At 67.6% G+C, this 17,686-nt stretch carries 15 protein-coding genes; 12 read left to right on the top strand and 3 right to left on the bottom strand.

Features of this window, described 5'->3' with window-relative positions; genetic code table 11:
• Positions 1-195 precede the first annotated feature (195 nt).
• Both ACZK0Z_RS02585 and ACZK0Z_RS02590 read left to right on the top strand, forming a co-directional pair.
• Complete coding sequence (locus ACZK0Z_RS02585; RefSeq protein WP_197633164.1) at positions 196-1,374, top strand: serine hydrolase; 1,179 nt, start codon at positions 196-198, stop codon at positions 1,372-1,374.
• Positions 1,371-2,555 carry an MFS transporter gene (locus ACZK0Z_RS02590; protein ID WP_197633163.1) on the top strand — a complete coding sequence of 395 codons (1,185 nt, stop codon included), beginning with the start codon at positions 1,371-1,373 and terminating at the stop codon, positions 2,553-2,555. Before ACZK0Z_RS02585 ends, ACZK0Z_RS02590 begins: the two co-directional genes overlap by 4 nt.
• 332 nt (positions 2,556-2,887) lie before the next feature.
• Here the strand turns inward: ACZK0Z_RS02590 and ACZK0Z_RS02595 are convergent, their stop codons facing one another.
• The gene (locus tag ACZK0Z_RS02595) at positions 2,888-4,504 is read right to left on the bottom strand and encodes an EAL domain-containing protein (RefSeq protein WP_197632995.1); all 1,617 of its coding nucleotides are present in this window, start codon (positions 4,502-4,504) and stop codon (positions 2,888-2,890) included.
• Positions 4,505-4,732: 228 nt separating this feature from the next.
• Here ACZK0Z_RS02595 and cycA point away from each other — a divergent pair, with 228 nt between their 5' ends.
• Both cycA and ACZK0Z_RS02605 read left to right on the top strand, forming a co-directional pair.
• A complete protein-coding gene (cycA, locus tag ACZK0Z_RS02600) occupies positions 4,733-6,106 on the top strand; it encodes a D-serine/D-alanine/glycine transporter (RefSeq protein WP_197632997.1) in 1,374 nt (457 codons plus the stop codon).
• A 303-nt stretch (positions 6,107-6,409) separates the two neighbouring features.
• Entirely contained in the window at positions 6,410-7,186 is a 777-nt protein-coding gene (locus ACZK0Z_RS02605) for a transglycosylase SLT domain-containing protein (protein ID WP_197632999.1), read from the top strand.
• 93 nt (positions 7,187-7,279) lie between these two features.
• Here ACZK0Z_RS02605 and ACZK0Z_RS02610 read toward each other — a convergent pair whose 3' ends face one another.
• Positions 7,280-8,800, bottom strand: coding sequence for a tetratricopeptide repeat protein (locus tag ACZK0Z_RS02610; RefSeq protein WP_197633001.1), 1,521 nt, complete (start codon positions 8,798-8,800; stop codon positions 7,280-7,282).
• A gap of 164 nt (positions 8,801-8,964) precedes the next feature.
• Between ACZK0Z_RS02610 and ACZK0Z_RS02615 the strand changes: the two genes are divergently transcribed.
• The gene (locus ACZK0Z_RS02615) at positions 8,965-11,046 is read left to right on the top strand and encodes an NHL repeat-containing protein (RefSeq protein ID WP_197633003.1); all 2,082 of its coding nucleotides are present in this window, start codon (positions 8,965-8,967) and stop codon (positions 11,044-11,046) included.
• Here the strand turns inward: ACZK0Z_RS02615 and ACZK0Z_RS02620 are convergent.
• Complete coding sequence (locus ACZK0Z_RS02620; RefSeq protein WP_004153945.1) at positions 11,024-11,431, bottom strand: YciI family protein; 408 nt, start codon at positions 11,429-11,431, stop codon at positions 11,024-11,026. The two genes, ACZK0Z_RS02615 and ACZK0Z_RS02620, sit on opposite strands and share 23 nt — an antisense overlap.
• Positions 11,432-12,238: 807 nt before the next feature.
• On the opposite strand from ACZK0Z_RS02620, the gene ACZK0Z_RS02625 reads away from it, so the two are divergent.
• From ACZK0Z_RS02625 to ACZK0Z_RS02655, 7 genes are all read left to right on the top strand, one after another.
• A complete protein-coding gene (locus tag ACZK0Z_RS02625) occupies positions 12,239-12,652 on the top strand; it encodes a YciI family protein (protein WP_111111701.1) in 414 nt (137 codons plus the stop codon).
• Between the two features lie 67 nt (positions 12,653-12,719).
• On the top strand, positions 12,720-13,142 hold the full coding sequence (locus ACZK0Z_RS02630) for a VOC family protein (RefSeq protein WP_197633005.1): 423 nt from the start codon (positions 12,720-12,722) through the stop codon (positions 13,140-13,142).
• Positions 13,143-13,176: 34 nt separating this feature from the next.
• Entirely contained in the window at positions 13,177-13,587 is a 411-nt protein-coding gene (locus ACZK0Z_RS02635) for a VOC family protein (protein WP_197633006.1), read from the top strand.
• A 23-nt stretch (positions 13,588-13,610) separates the two neighbouring features.
• The gene (locus tag ACZK0Z_RS02640; RefSeq protein ID WP_110710915.1) at positions 13,611-13,967 is read left to right on the top strand and encodes a DUF1428 domain-containing protein; all 357 of its coding nucleotides are present in this window, start codon (positions 13,611-13,613) and stop codon (positions 13,965-13,967) included.
• Positions 13,968-14,012: 45 nt separating this feature from the next.
• Positions 14,013-15,275, top strand: a complete 1,263-nt coding sequence (locus ACZK0Z_RS02645; protein WP_197633007.1) for a sigma-70 family RNA polymerase sigma factor — start codon at positions 14,013-14,015, stop codon at positions 15,273-15,275.
• Positions 15,276-15,382: 107 nt separating this feature from the next.
• The gene (locus tag ACZK0Z_RS02650; RefSeq protein WP_197633008.1) at positions 15,383-16,579 is read left to right on the top strand and encodes a hypothetical protein; all 1,197 of its coding nucleotides are present in this window, start codon (positions 15,383-15,385) and stop codon (positions 16,577-16,579) included.
• Positions 16,570-17,670 (top strand): hypothetical protein, encoded by a 1,101-nt coding sequence (locus tag ACZK0Z_RS02655; protein ID WP_005407892.1) that lies wholly within the window; start codon positions 16,570-16,572, stop codon positions 17,668-17,670. Before ACZK0Z_RS02650 ends, ACZK0Z_RS02655 begins: the two co-directional genes overlap by 10 nt.
• Positions 17,671-17,686 lie beyond the last annotated feature (16 nt).

Consider the following 17,686-nt stretch of genomic DNA (forward strand, 5'->3'; position numbering starts at 1 on the left):
GGGCGGGACCGCGGCGGGCGGTCCCGGCTTTGCAACACTGTGATGCGGGCAGGCGCGCGAACCGTTGTGGCCCTGCAGTTCCGGCCATCATGCCGATTGCGGACTGCGCGGTCCATGATGCCCGGAGCGGCAACCGGCTTTTTGCGCGGACGCCCGCTGCCTAACGTGGCGGCCTCTCCTCCACGGATCACCGCGATGAATGCCGCTCCTTCCTTCGAACCTGTGCCGACACTGCCTTCGGTGCAGCGGCTGTTGCAGCAGGTCCACCCGCAGCGCCTGGTCGGTGCGGTGGTGCTGGTGCGCGAGCACGGCGTGCTGCGCCATGCCAGCGCCACGGGCCTGGCGGATCGCGAGTCGGCTATACCGATGCAGCGCGATCAGCTGTTCCGGCTGGCCTCGGTGAGCAAGCCGCTGTTGACCACGGTAATCCTGCGCCTGGTGGCGGAGGGCGTGCTCGACCTGGATGCACCGGTGCAGCGCTGGCTGCCGGACTTCCGCCCGGCGCTGGCCGATGGCAGCACGCCGCCCATCAGCCTGCGCCAGCTGCTCAGCCACAGCAGTGGGCTGGGCTACCGCTTCCTCGAAGCCGATGCGGATGGCCCCTATGCGCGCGCGGGTGTCAGCGACGGCATGGATGCCAACCCGTTGACCCTGGCCGAGAACGTGCGCCGCATCGCGCAGGCGCCGCTGCTGTTCGCACCGGGCAGCCAGTGGCTGTATTCGCTGGGCGTGGACGTGGCCGGTGCGGTGGCCGAGGCGGCGACCGGCGAGACCTTGCAGGCCTTGTTCGCCCGCTTGCTGGCTGCGCCCTTGGGCCTGCGCGATACCGCCTTCGCCACCCACGATGCGGCACGGCTGGCCACGCCCTATGTCACCGACACACCGCAGCCGCACCGCCTGCGCGAAGGCGAGGTGGTCGCCCCGTTCGAGGGCACGGTGGGCATCGAGTACAGCCTCGCCCGCGCGACCGATGCCAGCCGGTTCCCTTGGGCCGGCGCGGGCCTGGTGGGTACCGCCGATGAGGTGATGCGGGTACTGGAGGCATTGCGCGACGGGCAGCGTTCCGGCCTGCTGCCGCCCCGGCTGGTGGCGGAGATGGCGACCCCGCAGGTGGGCGAGCAGGGGCCGCCGGAACCGCACGGCTGGGGCTTTGGTCTTGGCTTTGCGGTGCTGCGCGATGCGGCCGCCAGCGGTATGCCGCAGAACGCAGGTACATGGCGGTGGGGCGGTGCCTACGGCCACAGCTGGTTCGTCGACCCTGCGCGCGGCCTGAGCGTGGCAGCGCTGACCAACACGCTGTACGAAGGCATGGACGGCGCCTTTGTCGATGAACTGCGTGATGCGGTGTATGCCGACCTGGGGACTGCACGATGAGCGGCCATGCCATCGATGCGGCCAGCCCGGCCGGTGAAGCCACGCGTCTGCCATGGGCCGGCCTGCTGGCACTGGCCGGCGGCGGCTTCATCACCCTGCTGACCGAGACGTTGCCGGCCGGTGTATTGCGGCCGATGGGCGACAGCCTGGGCGTGAGTGATGCGGCGGTGGGGCAGCTGGTGAGCGTGTATGCGCTGGGCTCGGTGATGGCCGCATTGCCGATGACCGCGCTGACCCAGCGCCTGCCACGACGCCCGCTGTTGCTGGCGGCGATTGCCGGCTTCGTGGTGGTCAATACGCTGACCGCGCTGAGCAGCAGCTATCCCCTGATCCTGGCCGCGCGTTTCCTGGCGGGCGTGAGTGGCGGGCTGCTGTGGTCACTGGTGGCTGGCTACGCCGCACGCATGGTGGTGCCCTCGCTGCAGGGCCGGGCGATTGCGGTGGCAATGGTCGGATCGCCGTTGGCGCTGTCGCTCGGCGTTCCGGCGGGCACGTTGCTGGGCCAGCAGATCGGCTGGCGCTGGGCGTTCGCATTGATGAGCGTGCTGGGCGTGGGGCTGCTGGCCTACGCGCGCTGGGCGCTGCCAGCCTTGCCCGTCGCCGGTGCCGGCCAGCGCACATCGCTGGGCGCAGTCTGGCGCATGCCCGGCGTGCGCAGTGCACTGTTGGTGATGGTGCTGTACGTGCTCGCGCACAACGTGCTCTACACCTACATCGAACCGCTGGCAGTGGAGGCCGGAGCGGGCCCGTGGCTGGACCGCCTGCTGCTGGCCTTCGGCCTGGCGGCGATTGCCGGTATCGGTATTGCCGGCTGGGGCGTGGACCGCCACCTGCGCACGCTGGTGTGGGCGGCGGTGATCGGTTTCATCCTGCCGGTGCTGGCGCTGCTGCTGTGGCCGGGCGACGCGACCGCGCTGCTGCTGGCAACGATCCTGTGGGGCATGGCCTTCGGCGCGGTGCCGACCCTGTTCCAGACCGCACTCGCCCGCCGCGCCGGTGCCGCAGCGGATCTGGCGCAGTCGATGCTGGTGACCGGCTGGAACCTGGCCATCGCTGCGGGAGGTGTGGCGGGTGGTGTGCTGCTGCAGGCCGGTGGGCCCACCCGGTTGGGATGGTTGCCGTTGCTGCTGCTGGCGGTGACCGCTGCATGGTTGCTGGCGCGGCCGAAGGCCTGGGTGTAGGCCGCGATCATCGGTGATGTGGTGCCGGCCAACGGCCGGCACTACCGTGGTTCACGCCATCCACGCATGGCGTGGATCCACCGAGCGCAGCGACCCGCGTTTGCCTTTGCTTTTGCTTTTGCTTTTGCCTTCTTCCGTTGATTCCGGGGTGGGACGCTGCAGGAACCTGTCAGAGGCCGGGGCGGTCGGGTTCGCGGGGGTGTCCGCGGCATGGATGCCGCGGCCAAGCCCCCATGGACGGGTTTACGGCGTCCCCCGCGAACCCGACCGTCCCGGCCAACCCTGGGATAGCAGTACGCGACCCCCCACGAGGGGCTCCGCCGTTCGCCGTCCTACTCCACTCCCTCACGCTCGATCGGCACGCTGCGCGGATTCTGCATGTCCTCCCGCGCCGCGCCGTAGCGCTGCTGCCGCTTGTGGTGGAACGCCACGAACTCATCCCGGGGCAGCGGTCGCGAGAACAGCCAGCCCTGTCCGAATTCCACCTTGCGGCTGTGCAGGTAGGCCAGCTGTGCTTCGGTCTCCACGCCCTCGGCCACCACCCACAGCCCCAGTTCCTTGGCCATGTCGATGATGTGCGGGGTCACCGGGCTGGTCGCGCTCTCGGTGCCGATCGCATCGATGAACGACTTGTCGATCTTCAGCGCATCCAGCGGCAGCTGCTCCAGGTACTGCAGGCTGGAGAAGCCCACGCCGAAATCATCGATGGCCACGCTGTGGCCAGCGCGCCGCGCCTGCGCCAGCATCGTGCGGGCGCGGTCCAGGTCGAGGAAGCCGCGCTCGGTGGCCTCCATCCAGATCTGTTGCGGCAGGATGCCGCTGCCGGCCATGTGCTTGGAGATCATCTTCAACGCACGACCGCTGCTGATGTCCTCGGCGGCGAGATTGATCGCGATGTGCGCGCTGCGATCGGCAACCAGCAACTCGCGCATGTCGCGCACCACGTTCTCGATTACCAGGTCGGTGACGTCGGCGATCATGCCGGCCTCTTCGGCCAGCGGAATGAACAGATCCGGACGCACCTGGGTGCCATCCGGGCGCTGCCAGCGGATCAATGCCTCAGCGCCGACGCAGATGCCGGTATCCAGCTCGATGATCGGCTGGTAGTGCAGGTACAGTTCGCGGCGGCGGATGGCGGTGGCCAGTTCACCGCGCAGCGACAGGCGGCGCCGCGACAGCCAGATCACCAGGCCGGCACCGGCGGCAGCCAGCAGGACGCCCAGCGGCACGAACAACCACGCCTGCTGCCGGAACGTGGCAGCCAGCGCGGTACGTGGCGTGGTTGCGATCGCCAGCCATTCCTCGTTGCGTGCGGTCGCGTACAGCGTGTTCTGGTCCAGGCCCTCGCCAGGATTGCGCAGCATGGCTTCCAGCAACGCCGTGTCCATGCCTTTCTGCTTGGCCAACAGGCGCCCATCCGGGCTGGCCAGGGCCAGGCGCACGTGCGGATCGACGATGACGTCGACGAAGCGGCGCGGATCCATCAGCACGTCGTAGCTGCCATACAGGATCGCCAGCATCTGCCGCCGGCCGCTGGCCTCCGGGCGCACGTCCACCGCGATTCCCGCGCCATCACTGGTGACGTGGTCGGGTTTGGGCTGGTTCACGTCCGAATGGAAAGTCCCCCACGAGGTGCAGCGCAGCTTGCCGTCTTCGAAATAGCCCATCTGGTCGGCCGCCGGCGTGGTCATCACCAGCGTCTGCATACGCCGGATATGCTCGGGCGTGCACGGTTGTGCCACGCTGGCCTGCGCCGACCGCAGGGCGTGCAGTGCCTCGTGGTAGGACAGGTCCGATCGCCGAAGGGTGCGCACGGCGATGTCGCGCAGGCGTTCCTGTTCCACGCTGACGGCACGGTCCCAGGTGGCGTAGGCCATGACGGCGATCGGTACCGCGGCGGCCAGCAGGGCCAGCGCGGTACCGCCGATGATGACGCGCAGGCGGCTCATGGCCGGGGCTCCAGCAGTGCAGGCAGGGCAGGGCGCATGGTCGGGCCGGTCCGTGGGCAGGTGCGGCTATCTGAGCATGGCGCCGGGCCGGGCGGAATGGGCATGACCCGGCAATTCGTCACATTGTGATGAAAGCGGCCAGGTTTGACGGAATCAGCCCATCCGGCGCTGGCGCTTCGGCGCACGGAGGACTACCGTCGAACGCTTCACCCGCCCCTTCCCGCGCCCATGACCGAGCCCGCCACGCCCCCCGAGCACCTGCGCCGCAGCCTGTCCAACCGCCACCTGCAACTGATCGCCATCGGCGGTGCCATCGGCACCGGGCTGTTCATGGGCTCGGGCAAGACCATCAGCCTGGCGGGCCCGTCCATCGTCTTCGTCTACCTGATCATCGGCGCGATGCTGTTCTTCGTGATGCGCGCGATGGGCGAGCTGCTGCTGTCCAACCTGAACTACAAGTCCTTCATCGATTTCTCCACCGATCTGCTCGGCCCATGGGCCGGATTCTTCTGTGGATGGACGTACTGGTTCTGCTGGATCGTCACCGCCATCGCCGACGTGATCGCGATTGCCGCCTACGCGCAGTTCTGGTTCCCCGGGCTTGAAGCCTGGAAGCCGGCGCTGGCGTGCGTGATGCTGCTGCTGTCGTTGAACCTGGTGACGGTGAAGCTGTTCGGTGAAATGGAATTCTGGTTTGCGCTGATCAAGATCGTGGCGATCTGCGCGCTGATCATCACCGGTGCCGGATTGGTGGCGTGGGGCTTCACCTCGCCCAGCGGTCACACCGCGGCGCTGTCCAACCTGTGGAATGACGGCGGCATGTTCCCGATGGGGCTGGTTGGCTTCTTCGCCGGCTTCCAGATTGCGGTGTTCGCCTTCGTCGGCATCGAGCTGGTGGGTACCACCGCTGCCGAAACCGCCGACCCCGAGCGCAACCTGCCCAAAGCGATCAATTCGATTCCGGTGCGCATCATCATCTTCTACGTGCTGGCGCTGATCGCGATCATGGCGGTCACGCCGTGGCGCCAGGTGGTGCCGGACAAAAGCCCGTTCGTGCAGCTGTTCGTGCTGGCCGGTATTCCGGCCGCGGCCAGCCTGATCAACTTCGTGGTACTGACCTCGGCCACGTCGTCGGCCAACAGCGGCATCTTCTCCACCAGCCGCATGCTGTACGGCCTGGCCGAAGAGGGCCACGCACCGCGGGGGCTGTCGCGGTTGTCACGCGCGGCGGTGCCGGCCCGCGGCCTGCTGTTCTCCTGCCTGTGCCTGCTGGGCGGCACGTTGCTGATCTACCTGATCCCGAACCTGGTGACGGCGTTCACCCTGGTGACCACACTGGCCACCGTGCTCTTCATCTTCGTCTGGTCGCTGATCCTGGTGGCCTACATGGCTTATCGCCGTCGCTACCCGGAGCGCCACGCTGCTTCGATCTTCAAGATGCCCGGCGGCGTCGCCATGTGCTGGGCCTGCCTGGTGTTCTTCGCCGGCGTACTGGTGCTGCTGAGCCTGCAGGGTGACACCCGCCAGGCGCTGGTGGCCAGCCCGGTGTGGTTCGTGCTGCTGGGTGTGGGGTACTGGGTGCGATGCAGAACGGCGAAATGACCGGGGATGCGGAGGGGGCGGCAATGCCGGAAATCGCGAACGTTGGAGATCGGAACGTCGGAAACCGGAACGTCGGAAACCGGAACGTCGGAACGTCGGAAATCGGTAGAGTCGACTGTTGGTCGACTGCTCTCCCATGGGCCACCGCAAATCCCCGCGCTGCGCGCGATAGTCGACTAACAGTCGACTCTACCGGTGCAGCTACCGGTGCCGGTTCCAGTTCCAGTTCCGTTGCGGGTCCCGGTACCCGCCCCATCCCCATTCACCCAACATTAGCGGGCGTGGCCGGATCATCCGGCCGCCATGTCCCGTCGCCCCTTCCTGCTTGCGCTGTTGTTGCTGCCCAGCCTGTGGCCCGGGCTGGCCGCCGCACGCACCGTCTACCGCTGCGTGCAGGGCAACACCGTCAGCCTGGCCACCGCCCCGGAACCCGGCTCGCGCTGTACCCCCAGGGAAATCGACGACAACGCCATCCAGACACCGAACCTGTGGGGCAACATGGGTGTGTTCAGCGGTGTGCTGTACGAGCGCGAGCAGGATGGCGTGCTGGTCTATTCCACCCGCAACCTGCCTGGTTCGCGGGTGTTCCTGAAGTTCACCGTGGCCACGCCGCCGGGTGAGCCCGCCCACGAGGGCCTTGGCAAGGTCGGCAAGCCGCAGCTGGCGCAGCATGCCAAGCAGTTCAAGGCCGCCGCCAAGGCTACCGGCGTGGATGACGCCTGGTTGCGCGCGATTGCCCATGCCGAAAGCAACTTCGATGCGCTGGCGGTCTCGAGCAAAGGTGCGCAGGGCGTGATGCAGCTGATGCCCGAGACCGCGCAGGAATTCGGCGTGCGCGATCCGTTCTCGCCGCAGCAGTCGATCGATGGTGGCGCGCGCTACATGCGCGCGCTGCTGCGCCGCTACAACGGTGACCGGCCGCTGGCGGCGGCGGCCTACAACGCCGGTATCGGTGCGGTCACCCGCTACAAGGGCGTGCCGCCGTATGCCGAAACCCTGGCCTATGTGGACAAGGTGATGGCGCTGTACGCACGCTACCGCGAAGCGATGGGCATCCGCACCGAGGTGCCCGCGCGCTAGGCCAGTGGCGCTGTACGCGTGGTGTAGAGCCGAGCCCATGCTCGGCTGCAATTGGCGCAGCCGAGCATGGGCTCGGCTCTACACAAAAGCCGCTCAGCGCGAGGTCGAGGTACTGACCAGTTCGTAGCGCTCGATCCGGCCGACGCGTGCAACTTCGGCCTGCACGTCGGCGCGTTGCTTGAGCGCACGCCAGGCCGCATCGATCTTCACGTCGCCCGGCAATGACGGATAGGTGCGCATGTCCTGCAGGCTGGCCAGCGTCTCGCCACGGTCGGTGGGGGAGCGCAGCTGTTCGATCAGCACCGCGGCTGCGCCGTCCAGGTTGTCTTCGTCCAGCAGCATCTCGCGATGGAACAGGCGCGCGTCGTCGCGCTGGGCGAGGATCACCGAGCGTGCGGCTTCCACCGCCTGGGCATCGCCGCGCTCGCGGGCGGCAGCGAACTGCACCAGGGCTTGTGCGGCTTTGCCGTAGGCGCCGAGACCGGGGAGGTCCTTCACGGCCTGCGCGGCATCCTGCATACGTCCCAGCGAAGTGAACACGAAGCCGACATTCAGCCGGTGCTCGATGTCGTCCGGGCCGAGTGCGCCGATGCGGGCCGCCTGTTGCGCCACCGCCAGGGCATCGTCGGTGCGGCCCAGCCGGCGCAACGCGGTGAACCGGCTGTTGAGCAGCCACGCCACCCACTCGGCTTCCTCCGCCGACGGCGATTCACCTTCGGCGGCCGCACGGGCCATGCCGTCGGTCAGTGCCAGCACTTCTTCATTGCGGTCCAGCATCAGCAGTGTGACGCTGAACTGGGCCATGCGCGCGTCCAGCTTGCGATCAAGCAGGCCGGACACCCGCAGGTCGTCCAGGTGCTTCTGCGCGACCTGTACCGGGTCGAAGCGCGGATCGGCACGGTCGACATAGCGGTCGAAGCGCTTGTCGCTGCGCAGCTGGATGATCTCGGCCGGGCTGTCGATGCGGGCCAGCGTGGCCGGGATCGCATCGCCGCGGCCGTTCTCGGCCTGCAGCGTGGCCAGCGCCAGCCACAGTCCGGCCGGCTCCAAGCCACCGCTCTTCCAGCCGTTGTCGAACAGCGCCTGCAGCAGGTCCATGCGCTGTCGTGGCTGATCGTGCAGGCGATACTGCAGGTAGCCGATCGTCTGGTGATCGAGTGGCACGGGCCCGTCGGCATGTTTCAGCGCCTGCACCAGATAGCGGGTGGCCGCCGCAGGCTGGTTCTCGGACAGCTCCACCGACATCACGGTGAGCAGGATCTGCGTATCGTCGGGCAACGCTTCCATCGCCCGCTGCAGATAACGGCGGGCCTGGGCCGGCTTCTTCTGCACCAGTGCGGTCCAGCCGGCCACCTGCGAGGCGCGGCCCCGTCGCTCGGCGTCGAAGTCGTCCAGCAGCGGATCCTCCATCAGCTGTTCCATGGCAATCAGCGCGCCCAGCGTGTTGCCGCCGCGCGACTGCTGGATCGCCTCATCCCATCGCGTGGCATACGCCATGTGTACTGCGTCGCTGGTGACTGACGGCTTCTGTGGTGCCACCGTGATCGAGGCGGACACGGGCGTGCTGGCCAGCGTGGCGATCAGCAGGGCGGCGAGGGGGAGCGTGCGGGGCATGGAGGATCTCCATCCGTGGGAACCGCATTGAACCTGCTGTGGCCGGCGAGAACAAGCGCGATGGATGGAACTCTGGCGTTTGACCGCACGATTGGCCATGGCGATTCGTGCGTTCAGCGTCTATTGTCGGTGCCTCTTCAGACAGCAGCAGGCAGCGCAGCACGATGGCACGGTGGCAATGGATGGCGGCAGGCGTAGCGTTGGCGACGGTAGTGGCATTGGCCGCAACCTGGTGGGAGACACCGCTGCATACGCTGGCTGAACCGGCGAGTCCGGTTCCAACGCCGTTGGCGTGGACCGCGCAGATCGAACCGCTGGCCGGCGATGGCCACCCGGGCGACCGCGATGGCGCGTCCGCGCAGGCACGCTTTGCCGATCCGTACGCGTTGCTGCGCAGTGCCGATGGCAGCATCTACTTCACCGATGCCGGTGACAACAACCGGATCCGCCGTCGCCTGCCCGATGGCCGCGTCGAAACCGTAGCGGGGCAGGGCGAGGGACGCGTTGATGGCCCGGCGTTGCAGGCCAGCTTCAATACGCCTTCGGGCATCGCGACCGATGCGCAGGGCAACCTGTACGTGGCCGACACCGGCAACCATGCGATCCGCCGCATCGGCACCGATGGCCAGGTCAGCACGCTGGCCGGTGGTGAACAGGGCTATGCGGATGGAGCGGCCGCGCAGGCGCGCTTCGATGCACCGATGGGCATCGCGGTGGACGCGCAGGGCCAGGTCTACGTGGCCGATACCTACAACGACCGTATCCGGGTGATCGGTACCGACGGCACGGTGCGCACCCTGGCCGGTGGCGAGCGCCCGGGAATGGCCGATGGCACCGGCGCCGCTGCGCGCTTCGATACGCCGGTGGCGTTGGCCTTCGATGCGCAGGGCGCGCTGCTGGTGGCCGACCTGTTCAACAACGCGGTGCGCCGCGTAGGCGCCGACGGCACGGTCAGCACCGTGGTCGCCGCCGGTGGCGTGATCAATGGGCCGCTGTCGCTGGCCACCACGCACGACGGTGTGCTGTACGTGGGCGATCTTGATGGCCGCATCGTGCAGGTGACGCCGCAGGGCCACCAGATCGCGCTGGTTGGCAATGGTCGCCTGCCGCGCCTGGCCCGCCCCAGCGGGCTGGCGATGGATGCCGATGGCAGCGTGCTGGTGGCCGACGCCGCCAGTTACCGTCTGCATCGCCTGCGCCCGCTGCCGGTGGGCGAACTACCGGCACCGGCACTGGTCGGCCCGGCTGCCGATGCGGCGTTGCCGGAGACGGGCGGCCGCTGGCCGCTGGCACCGCAGGACGGTTGGCATGAAGTGGTCGGTACGTTGGGTGAGGTGCGCGGCAACTTCACCGGCGAGAGCCGCCACCACCTGCATGGCGGTTTCGACGTGCGCGGTGATGTGGGCCAGACCGTACTGGCGATTGCCGAGGGCAAGATCAGCAGCCCGGTGGCCGCCTGGAACCTGGGCGAGCAGGCAGAGGGCCTGGCGGTGGACCGCCTCAAGTACATCCACATGCGGGTGGGCCGCACCCCGCGCGATGAACCCTACGATGCGCGCTGGCAGGCGTTGTATGACGAGCAGGGCAAGCTGGAGCGGATGCGCGTGCGTCGTGGCATGCGCATCCACGTGGGTGACCGCCTGGGCAGCATCAACAACCAGGCGCACGTGCACCTGGCGGTGGGTACCGGCGGCTTCGAGACCAATGCGGTGGCGCTGGGCTTCCACAACTACGCCGACCACTTCGCACCACGCATCACCGATGTGGCGCTGCTGGACGACAACGACCAGCCAATGGCCGCAGGCAGCGATGGCGTGGTGATGGTGGCGCGCCAGGGCCGCGGCGTGCAGATCGTGATCGAGGCCTGGGACCAGGTCGACAACAATCTGCCACGACGCCGCCTGGGCATGTACCAGGTGGGCTACCAGATCCTGGATGCCAGTGGCCGGGCGCTGCAGGGCTACGAACAGCCACGCTGGAACATCGTGTTCAACCGCATGCCGCCGCAGAAGGAAGCGGTGCGGGTGGCCTATGCCCCCGACAGCGGCATCACCGTGCACGGCAGTGCGGTGACCCGTTTCCGTTACCTGGCCACCAACACCGTGCGTGACGGCCTGATGGAAACCGGGCGCTGGCAGCCGGCGGCGCTGCCGCCGGGCGAGTACATCGTGCGCGCCAGCGTGCGCGACTACAGCGGCAACGAAGGCGTAGGCCCGCGCGAGATCAGGGTACGGCTGCTGCCATAGCGGCAGCCGGGGCGCCGCAGCGTTCGCGCTCGGCGTCCATGTCTTCCAGCGGCCGCACTTCGATGCTGCCGAAGCGTGCCCACGGGAAATCGCGGGCGATGCGCATGGCTTCGTCGCGGTCGCGGGCGACGATCAGGTTGAAGCCTGCCAGCAGCTCGCGGGTTTCGGCGAAGGGGCCATCCAGTACGCGGCTGTGGCCATCGCGCACGCGCAGGGTCTGTGCGGTGTCGACCGGCTGCAGCTTCTGCGCGGCCAGAAGCGTGCCCTCGGCCTGCAGTTTGTCGGCGTGCGCCAGGCAGTCGCGCATCAGCGCATTGAATTCTTCGGTGGGCAGGGCCTGCAGCAGGGCAGGCTCGATATAGATCAGAAGCAGGTACTGCTGCATGGCACGGTCCTGGCGGGGGCGGGTGCCCATGATGGCGCAGGTCTGCGCGTGGGCATGTTGCAGCGCGGGAGGCGGCGCCTTCGGCGGGGATCGGCGAACGGCGGAGCCCCTCCGTGGTGGGTTGGGTTGGTCGCTGAAAGCTGGGTTTCTGGCGATTGGCCGGGTGGGTAGGCGGGTCGGGGGACGCCGTAAACCCGTCCTTGGGGGCTTGGCGGCGGCTTGCTCGTGTGCGCTGTCCTGCGCACACGGCAAGACCGGGGTTGGGCATCGTGCCCAACCCGCCCGAGGCATGCCTCGGGCCCATGCCGGGGACACCCCCGCCCCGCCTACCCACCCGGCCTTGGACAGATCTCTGCGGCTGACCCACCACGGGAAATCACAAGCAAGAGCAAAAAGCGGGTCGCTTCGCTCACAAAGCCGAGGCCGCCAGCCATCCGCCGTTGCTGTTGCTTTTGCCTCTGCCTTTTTTCTTGATCTTCCCGTGGTGCGTGCCGGAGGCAGGAAACTGTCCAAGGTCGGGTGGGGAGGCAGGGCAGGGGCGTGAGCCGCATGGATGCGGCGACCGAGCTTACATGGACGTACTTGCAGCGCCCCCTGCCCTGCCTCCCCACCCGGCCAAACCCATGAACCCGGGCTTTCAGCGACCAACCCACCCCCACCACGGAGGGGCTCCGCCGTTCGCCGACCTCCGCCGAAGGCGCGCTTTCCACGGAAGAAATAATTTTTAGAGGACGTGTCGATTTCCAGCCCCCTGGTTCGTTGTACCCAGTGAAGGGCACGCACCACGCGTCCCCACGGGAGACTGCAATGAAAGTAATGGTGATCGTGAAGGCCAACGCCGACTCCGAAGCCGGCCGCATGCCCAGCGAACAGGAACTGTCCGAAATGGGCGCCTTCAACGAACAACTCGTGGCCGCCGGCATCATGCTGGCCGGGGAAGGCCTGCACGCCACCCAGCGCGGTCGCCGCATTCATTTCGGCAACGGCGCACCCAGGGTCGAGGCTGGCCCGTTCGGCCCCGCCAGCGAGCAGATCGCCGGATTCTGGCTGTGGGACGTGCGCTCGCTGGAGGAGGCCGTCGAGTGGGCCAGCCGCGCGCCGTTCGGTAGCGGGGGCACGCTGGAACTGCGCCCCCTGATCACCGCCGAAGACTTCGGTGAAGCCTTCACCCCCGACTTACAGCAGCAGGAACAGCGTCTGCGTGCACAGCTGGAAGGTTGATCCGATCCATTTCCCCGCCGGGCATGGCCCGCCGATGCCGCCCTGAAACCCTCAACGGAGTAGTGCCATGAAACTGATTCCCTTCCTCGGCTTCAGCGGCCAGGCCCACGATGCGATGGCGTTCTACGCCAAGGCACTCGGTGGCCAGGTCACGTCGGAAATGAAGTACCGCGACATGCCGCCCTCCGATGGCTCGCCGGGCTGCAACGAGATGCCGCCGGAAACCCTCGACCACGTCGCGCACAGCCAGCTGGAGATCGGCAACGCCATCCTGATGGCCGCCGATGGCCCCGGCGGTGGCGAGGGGGGCTCGACCACCATCAATGTCGATGTCGACAGCATCGAGGAAGCCGAGCGCGTGTTCGCCGCGCTGGCCGAAGGCGGCCAGGTGCAGATGCCGATCGCCGAAACGTTCTGGGCGAACCGCTGGGGCATGTTGATCGATCGCTACGGCAAGCCGTGGATGGTCAACTGCATGAAACAGCCCTGATCCCTCTTTTCTTCATCCACAAGGAGCTTCACCGATGAGTACACCGCAACCGCAGATGATCTTCGTCAACCTGCCAGTGCAGGACCTGGAGAAGTCGAAGGCGTTCTTCACCGCGTTGGGATACAGCTTCAATCCCATCTACACCAATGACGATGCGGCTGGCATGGTCATCAGCGAGAGCATCTACGTGATGCTGCTGACCCAGCCTTTTTTCCAGCAGTTCACCAACAAGCCGATTGCCGATGCGCAAACCCACACGGAAGTGATCAATGCGCTCTCGGCACCCAGTCGCAGGGCCGTTGACGAGTTGGTGGACAAGGCACTGGCCGCCGGTGCCAGCGAACCGCAGCCGGCGCGTGACTATGGCTTCATGTACCAGCGCGGCTTCCAGGATCTGGACGGCCATCTCTGGGAAATCGCACACATGGACGGCGAGCCGGGCTGACGGTCGCCGCAGGGAGAACCCTCATGGCTTACGTGGATGCTTACGTGCTGCCGTGCCCGCAGGACAAGGTGGCGGCTTACCGCCGCCTTGCCCGCAAGGCTGGCGCGGTGTGGAAGGACCATGGCGCGCTGCAGTACATGGAATGCGTGGCTGACGATGTGGAACCGGGCAAGAGCACCTCGTTCCCGCGCGCGGTCAAGGCAAAGCCCGGTGAAACAGTGATCGTCGCCTTCGTGGTGTTCCGCTCGCGTGCGGCACGCGATCGCATCAACGCGAAGGTGATGGCCGACCCACGGTTGGCGTCGCTGGGCCCGAAGGACATGCCGTTCGATACCAGGCGCATGTTCTGGGGTGGCTTCAGGCCGATTGTGGAAGCGTGAGTTGCGGCGCTTGTGCGGGCCGGGCGTGCGTGCTGTGATCGGCGCATGCCCGATCCCGCACTGACGCAGCGTCTGGAAACCCTCTGGCGGATGGAGTCGCCGGTGTTGATCGCGCGCCTGGCGCGGCTGCTCGGGGGCGATGTCGGCCGTGCCGAGGAGCTGGCCCAGGACACCTGGCTGGCCGCGCTGGAGCGCTGGCCGGAGCAGGGCATCCCGGACAATCCCGGAGCCTGGCTGATGACCACTGCGCGCAACCGTGCCATCGATGTGCTGCGCCAGCACCGGCGCGTGGCGCAGCAGCATGCGCAATGGGGTGAGGAGCTGCATCCGGCCCCCTTGCCGGCGCCGGATGACAGCCAGGCGCTGGAAGATGACCTGGGGGACGACCTGCTGCGCCTGATGTTCGTGGCCTGCCACCCGGTGCTGCCTGCCGATGCGCGGGTGGCACTGACCCTGCGCCTGCTCGGTGGCCTGACCACGACCGAGATCGCCCGCGCCTTCCTGCAGCCCGAGCCGACCATCGCCCAACGTATCGTGCGCGCCAAACGCACCCTGTCGCAGAAGCAGGTGCCCTATGAAGTGCCGCGCGCGGAAGCGATGCCCGAGCGGCTGGCTTCAGTGCTGGAGGCGATCTACCTGGTCTTCAATGAAGGCTATGCGGCCAGCGCCGGCGATGACTGGATGCGACCGGCGTTGTGCGAGGAAGCGCTGCGGCTGGCGCGCATCCTGGCCCATCGGCTGCCGGTACCGCCGGTTCTGGGCCTGCTGGCGCTGATGGAACTGCAGGCATCGCGCGCTGCGGCACGGACCGACGCGCAGGGCGCGCCGGTGCTGCTGGACCAGCAGAACCGAGCCCGTTGGGACTGGTTGCAGATCGAGCGCGGGCAGCAGGTGCTGGCGCGCGCGCTGGCGGCCGGTGGCGACGACGATCCCTACGTGCTGCAAGCGCGCATTGCCGCCTGCCATGCGGCTGCGCGTCGGGCTGACGCCACCGACTGGCCACGTATCGCTTCGCTCTATACCCAGTTGCTGCAGGTGATGCCTTCGCCGGTTGTCGCCTTGAACCGGGTCGTGGCGGTGCTGCGCAGCGAGGGCGCGTTCGCTGCGTGGGCACAACTGCAGCCGTTGCTGGTTGATGCACGCCTGCGCGACTACGCCCCTTTGCAGGTAGTCCGCGGGGAGGTACTACAGGCGCTGGGGCGTGACCTCGACGCACGTCACGCTTTTGCCGAGGCCGCCAGGCTCAGCCAGAACCAGGCGGAGCGGAGCCTGCTGCGGCAACGGGCCGGACTGCCGCCCCAGGAGTGACTGCGACGAACGCAGCACTTGTCGGCAGACGCGTGAGCGGCTATGTTTCGCGCCCAGTGGGCGCATGAGCGTCCACGTTCCGTGCGTATTGACCGAGGAGCGGTTGGATGTATTCAAGGACGAAGAGCGCATCGCGCGCTTTTGCGCGCCTGCTTGCCTGTGCCCTGTGCCTGGCCGTATGGCCGATCGCCGCGCAGGCTGCAGACAAATCGCAGCAGGCCTACTGGGCCGGTTTTGCCTATACCGCTGATGCCGCTGCCGTGCAGGCGACCACGCCGCATGCGCATGCTGTGCTGGAAAAGCGCGGCCTGATTCCGCTGAACCAGACCCTGGCGCAGGCGCTCAAGCGCCGGCCGCCGGCGAACCTGGAACTGATCGACCAGCCGGTGGCGATGCTCGACGGCACCACCAGCGCGACTGTGCTGGCCGCCGCGCTGGACCGCGAGCTGGTTTCGGTCGAGCCGATCGGCAACCAGTACAAGGTCCTGGTGGAAGTGGCCCTGCAGGCGCTGTTCTTCGATTTCCGCGAGCGCCAGGTGATCGCGTCCTATCCGCTGACCCTGCAGCGCATCGACGTGCAGGATTACCGTCCGGACAACGACGATATCGACGCGATCGTCGCCGATCTGCTGTACGGCAATGCTGGCACCAGCCTGTCCCAGGTCCTGGCCACCAGCCTCACCCAGGCCCGCCTGCCCGACGCGGCGGTGCGCCGCCTGCAGGTAGGCGGCGTGACGCTGTCCGATGCGGCACGCGGCAAGCTGCCGGACCCGGAGTGGGAAGGCCCGCTGCGTGCAACGCTGGCCCATGAACTGTCCAAGACGCTGTCGTCCAATACCGGCGTCGGCCTGCTGCCGCCGGCCTCGGGCCAGGCGATCGGTGGTGCGATGGCCGCGCGCTTTGCCGACGGCAAGGTCTACCAGCTGAAGATTCCCGAGCCGGACTACGTCATCAGCGTGCAGGTCGATGCGCTGAAGAACGGCGTGATTGAAGAAACCCCGGCGATGAAGACGATGCTGTTCGGCGCCTTCTTCACCGCGAAGGTGACCGAGCCGTTCTCCGGCAAGGTCTACTTCGAACAGCCGCTGCGCAAGGGGGCCACCAAGGTGGTACCGGTCACGCAGTGGCAGGTCGACCAGTGGTCGGCCAGCTACGAAACCCTGCTGGCCGGCTTCGACGCCTTCGCCGGCGCCGCCGCCAAGCGCGCAGATTCGCGTGCATGGCTGGACGAACAGAAGCCGGGCGGCCGCCCGTTGCAGCAGCAGACCCAAGCCCTCCAGGAGTTGATCAAGTCATGTCGTTGATGCGTACCATCCTGCTCATCCTCATCGCCCTGGTGGTGGCCTCGCCGGTCGCCGCACAGACCGCCAGTTCGCGTGGTACCGGTTCGGCCAGCTATGGCCTGCGCCTGAGCGCCGATACCCGCGCCCAGGCCCTGAACAAGGCCAAGGTCAATGCACTGGAGGCGTACATCGCTGAAACCGGTGCAGCCAAGCTGCGCCTGTTCGAAGCCCGCCGCGCCGAGTTCATCGGTGAGATCGACCGCTATGTGCTCAGCGCCGTGCCGCTGTCGGACACCGAAGACAAGAAGGCCAAGACCTACACCGTCACCGTCCGCGCCGAGATCAACACCACGCTGCTGCAGACCAAGCTGGATGCCGGTTCGGCCGTGGCCGGTGCCACCGCCGCGCAGCGCTCGTTGCTGACCTTCCTGTTCATGGCACGCTCGCAGGACACCGTGCAGTCGTTCCAGGACAAGGAATACCGCCGCGTCGATGCCAGCAGCAGCTACAGCGAGAACACCCGTGAAGGCGACAGCTTCCGCGGCAACTCGGTCAGCACCAACGGCAGCATCAACCAGAACGGCTCGGTGTCGGTCACCAGCGGCGGCAGCACCACCCAGCGCAGCGACAACATCAGCTGGAAGGTGGCCAACGCGGCCGAGGTCAACACTGCGATGACCGGTGCCTTCAGCGCCGCCGGCTACGAAGTGGTTGAAGCCGAGTACGTGGAAGGCGAATCGCGCGGCCTGCTGAGCATCGAGCGCATCCGCAAGGATTTCAGCACCGGCAACGACCTGTCTGCCGCCACCCTGCGTGACACCGCCAACGGCATCCGTGCGGCCAACATCCCGTACATCGCCGTCGGTACCCTCGACGTCGGCATGCGCGACCGCGATCCGGCCAGCGGCAATACCCGCGTGTTCGTCACCGTCACCGGCAAGGTGCTGGACGTGACCGGTCGCTTCCCGCGCACCGTGTCGTCGGTGGGCCCGGTGCAGTTCTCCGGCACCGGCCCGAATGAAACCGTCGCCCGCACCAACGCCCTGCAGCTGGCCGCCGAGAAGGCCGCCCAGCAGATGATCAACGAACTGAACGTCAAGGCAGTCCGCTGACGTTACCGCTGCGCTC

The organism is Stenotrophomonas sp. 116085_Sma (assembly GCF_056479585.1).